Raw genomic sequence first — 4,263 nt, forward strand, 5'->3', positions numbered from 1 at the left:
TTCCTTTTTCCGGCTTCGCATCGGGGTTGCCGAAGTTAGGCGCATAGTAGAGTTCGTTATACGTAGGCGCACGGAAACTTGTGCCTACACTGCCGCTTACCCTTAATGCCTTGTTCAAGCGGTAACCGTATCCCAGACTACCCGTCACGTTGGAACCATATGCCGAACTGTTGTCATATCGGACGCTGCCGCTAGCCAAATGCGCGCCCCGATTCGCCTGATACGCAAGTGCCAGCGAGTTATTGCTGCGACTCCGGTTCTGCTTCGCCTGACTGGGGTTGACGACACTTTCCTCGCGGCGTTCTACCAGCAGTTGCAGCAAATCGCTGCCAATTTTGAAATCGTTTTGCCAACTGAGCTGATCCTGCCTTGAATTGTTCAAGGCAGGGATCGCTGAGGTATAGGTTTGCTGCTTGGTGTAAGAACGGGAAGCCTGCAGCAAACTGCTCCAGTCAGCCGTAAGTTGATTGCGGGAATAAATCGAATAGACATCCACATCACTGATGACATGCGCATTATATGCAGACGCACCGCTGTCATATTCACCGTTATTGGTGCTATTCAAAAACGTAAAGCCGACTTCATGCCCCTGCGCCAGCTCTAAGGAAAATTGCCCGCCTATGCTGCGTTTCGTATATCCATCATCATCCGGATTTTGACCCGCCACCACCCTGGATGAAAATCCATCGGCTTCTTCGTGCGCAGCATTGATCGCATAACGTACGCGGTGCTCGCCTTCGATGGAGCCGGATACGCCTGCCGTCACAACCTGTTCACCATAAGTGCCCATGCCTGCAGAAAATGAAACACGCGGCGCGCCGCGGCCCTTCTTGGTAAACACCTGGATCACACCACCGACCGCATCCGCACCATAGAGGCTGCTTAATGGGCCCATCACAATTTCCACCCGTTCTATCTGTGACAGCGGAATCGCCGACCAGGTTGAGGTGCCTGAAGTGGAAGAAACGCTGCGCACACCATCAATTAAAAGTATTGTTTGCTTGCCATTGGCGCCCCGGATGTAAACCTCGGAGTCGTTGCCAGCACCGCCGTTGCGTTTGATTTCCACGCCGCGCTTGGTCTGCAGCAGATCAACCAGCGAGGTTTGTCCGGACTGCGCAATTTCTTCCGCAGTAATAACGATGTTGTCGCTCAATACATCGCCGGCTTTTTGCACACTGCGCGTAGCCGTGACCAGCACAGGTTCGAGTGATTGCGCGGCAGGTGTTTGTGCAAAGCTCACAGGAGCAAATGCAGCAGCAACGGATAAGGCAATGGCGAGCGGCTGGATTGCCACTTTAGTGCGCCGTAAAACGGATGAAGTCATGATTACTTTTCATAGGAAACAGCATCCAGCCCACTTCCCCGCAGGCTGAATTGAAAAGAAATACTGGAAGAGTAACAACGACCGAGACGCCAGGAAGCAGCCATAAAGCAGAACCTGCGCGCATCGCGTCGAAGATCCCCGTTCGCAGCATTTCCACCTGTCCTGGCCGGTATCCGGGCTTGCAAGCATGACCGCTTCACCTTCCCATGCCGATGGCACAGTGGTTTGAGAAACGACCTGTCGCTGATACAGCGACGCTTGATTACCGTTGCGGGGGCAGCACACGTTAGCCTTGCGGCTTCGTGTTTCCCGTTTAACTGCAGACATGGGCATGTCTGCGAGCACCAAAACTGCCGCCATTGTAAGGTCGGCAACGTGACGGAGCAAGCTTTGCAATGACATTTCGTGCCCTTGCCCGGCATCCTTTCCCCGGCACTCAATGCCCAGGCAGGCGTGCTGGCAAAGCATTGCCTTGGTCTATAATCCAGCCTTGCCCGACCAACCCACCCATCACATGTTCAGCCCTGATCAATTGCACACGATAGAAGCGCAACTCGCGCGCAAGACCGAGCGCACTCAATTGCTGGAAATCGATGGGCGCCAGATCATCGTCAAGCAACTGGAAGCGCCGCTGCAGCATTGGGGTTATCCAGTGCTGAATGCGCTCGCATGCGTGTTGCAACAACCGATGCTGCGCGCAGTACCCGCGCCGGGCGGCAAGGCGGCACAGGCAATTGAAATTGCGCGTCTGCGCGCGCTTGCTGCGGCCGGCGTTTCCGTGCCGGAAATCCTGCATGTCACGCCAGCATGGTTTGCACTGTCTTTTCTCGGCGCTATGTCGGTCGATCAATTGCTGCGTCAGCAAGCTGGACAGGCGCAGCATTACTGGGCTAGCGGATTGCAGGCGATACTGGAACTGCATCGCCTGCAGCAAACAGCGAGCCAGTGTTTTGCACGCAACATGATCTGGCATGAAGGCAAAGTCAGCTTCATCGATTTTGAAGATGACCCGACCAGCAGCATGCCGCTGGCATCTGCGCAGGCGCGTGACTGGCTACTGTATTTGCATTCGACTGCCTATATCCTGCCGATGGATGCAGAACAAATTGCACAGGATTTCCTGCTTCATTTGCAGCAAGACAGCAGCGATGTGCAGGATGAAGTGCTACGCGCAGCGCGCACTTTCGGCTGGCTGCGCATATTGCCGAAGCAGCGCAAGCCCTGGGGTCGGGACGTTATCTCGGCACAGGCGGCGGCGCAGGTCTTGTACCTGGCCGCAAGGCAAGCTGGAAAAAAGCCGGCGCGATCACATTAGCCCGGGCTGCAAAGCTAGCAGTCGACTACCAGTAATTCACCGTAAGGGATCTTGTGCGGCGTCTGTGACGCGTACAGCGCCATTTCGGCAGCTGACAAGCCGTGTTCGCAAGCCGCCAGCAAACGTATGATGCCGGCGTGACAAATGACGATCGCGTCTTCCACATCCGCTGCAGCCAGCTCATCCCGAAATGCGCGCACGCGTTGTGCAACCTGCAGCACACTCTCGCCGCCGCCCGGACGGTAGCCGACCATGTCGCTGGTCCATGCATCGACAGCTGTGCGTGGAATATCGTCCCATGCGCGCATTTCCCAATCGCCGAAATGCATTTCAGCCAGACGCGCATCATAGGTTGGGGTTGCGCATCCCAGCGCTTGCTCCAGGTTTTCCGTCAATGCTGCGCAGCGGCGCAAGGGACTGGAAAACAGCACTGCATGCCGGGGCAAGACCGGCAGCAGCGATGCCATCGCGGAGGCCAGTCCATCCGCCGCCACATCCAGATCCGTGCTGCCATAACAAACATGGGCAGCGACGACAGGCCGGGGATGACGCACGAGATAGAGATGCATATTGCTCCTCAATAGGCTATGCCAGCCAGCAAACCAAGATAAAAGACTACTTCGGAAACTTGCTGTACTGCACCCAGACAATCGCCGGTATACCCTGCGATGCGGCGCTGGAACATGCGCGCCATCCAGAGTGCCGCCGTGAGCGCCAGCAGCACGCCAATTGCAATACCATGCCAGGGAAGCAAACCAGTCAGACAGATCGCTATCATCGGCAACAAGGTGATGACGATCGCGATGGCAAACTCCCCATTAGACATCTGTTGCGCGATTGGTTGCGCCTTGCCATGCGTTTTTGCATAATTCATCCGCCACATCAGGCTGAGGGCCGTCAGGCGTGAAAATGGATGCGCAATCAATAAGGCCGCCAGGATGGCTGACGCCGGCAGGCTGGACAGCGTCGTCCATTTCAGCGCCAGCAGCAAACCTATGCCGATCGCACCGTATGCGCCTATGCGGGAATCTTTCATGATGTCGAGCACGCGCTCCGCGCTCGCACCGCCACCGAAGCCGTCGCAGGTATCGGCAAAACCATCTTCATGGAATGCGCCGGTCAGATAAATGCCCGCTATCATCGACAGCAAAACCGCGATCGATTGCGTCCACAGCAGGGATGCAAGGATATACACCAGCACGCTGACGATGGACACCACAATCCCGACGGCAGGAAAATAACGTGCTGCATGCGGCAACCACTTTGCATCAAAACCGACCCAGCGCGGTATCGGTATCCGGGTGAAAAACTGCAGGGCGATAAAGAACAGGCGCAACTGGTACACGCAACGTGCGCGCACACTGGTATCCGGGTGAGTGTCCAGTTCCATCATGTTTATGTACTTTTTTTACTCACGGCAGCTGCATCGAAAGTCGTCATTTCGCGCAAAAAATTAACTGCAGCATGCAGCATCGGTAATGCCAGCACGCTGCCGGTACCCTCGCCCAGGCGCAGCCCCATATGCAGTAACGGCTGCGCACCCAGATGCGCCAGCATTTGCTGATGGCCGTGCTCGTCAGAGCAATGTGCAAATACACAGTAATCCAGTATCGAAGGCTGC

The 4,263-nt window shown here is 56.0% G+C and carries 5 protein-coding genes and 1 riboswitch; of the genes, 1 reads left to right on the forward strand and 4 read right to left on the reverse strand.

Features of this window, described 5'->3' with window-relative positions:
• Positions 1-1,327: TonB-dependent siderophore receptor (locus Q7T06_RS05720; protein WP_304781696.1), on the reverse strand; the 1,327-nt coding region annotated here is incomplete at its 3' end.
• 146 nt (positions 1,328-1,473) lie between these two features.
• Positions 1,474-1,691, reverse strand: a riboswitch (cobalamin riboswitch).
• Positions 1,692-1,817: 126 nt separating this feature from the next.
• Here Q7T06_RS05720 and Q7T06_RS05725 point away from each other — a divergent pair.
• Complete coding sequence (locus Q7T06_RS05725; RefSeq protein ID WP_304781700.1) at positions 1,818-2,642, forward strand: hypothetical protein; 825 nt, start codon at positions 1,818-1,820, stop codon at positions 2,640-2,642.
• Positions 2,643-2,656: 14 nt separating this feature from the next.
• On the opposite strand, the gene Q7T06_RS05730 is transcribed toward Q7T06_RS05725, so the two are convergent.
• From Q7T06_RS05730 to Q7T06_RS05740, 3 genes are all read right to left on the reverse strand, one after another.
• On the reverse strand, positions 2,657-3,211 hold the full coding sequence (locus Q7T06_RS05730) for a histidine phosphatase family protein (RefSeq protein ID WP_304781704.1): 555 nt from the start codon (positions 3,209-3,211) through the stop codon (positions 2,657-2,659).
• An 8-nt stretch (positions 3,212-3,219) separates the two neighbouring features.
• Positions 3,220-4,032 carry an adenosylcobinamide-GDP ribazoletransferase gene (locus Q7T06_RS05735; protein ID WP_304781710.1) on the reverse strand — a complete coding sequence of 271 codons (813 nt, stop codon included), beginning with the start codon at positions 4,030-4,032 and terminating at the stop codon, positions 3,220-3,222.
• Positions 4,033-4,037: 5 nt separating this feature from the next.
• A partial coding sequence (locus tag Q7T06_RS05740) for a nicotinate-nucleotide--dimethylbenzimidazole phosphoribosyltransferase (RefSeq protein ID WP_304781707.1) occupies positions 4,038-4,263 on the reverse strand: 226 nt, incomplete at its 5' end.

Origin of the sequence: Herminiimonas sp. (assembly GCF_030645555.1) — a bacterium.
Lineage (GTDB): Bacteria > Pseudomonadota > Gammaproteobacteria > Burkholderiales > Burkholderiaceae_D > Oxalicibacterium.

What these genes read in the sequence shown, in the direction of transcription:
- Q7T06_RS05735 (WP_304781710.1), bottom strand. Translation starts at nt 4,032, where the DNA reads ATGGAACTGGACACTCACCCGGATACCAGTGTGCGCGCACGTTGCGTG.
- Q7T06_RS05730 (WP_304781704.1), bottom strand. Translation starts at nt 3,211, where the DNA reads ATGCATCTCTATCTCGTGCGTCATCCCCGGCCTGTCGTCGCTGCCCAT.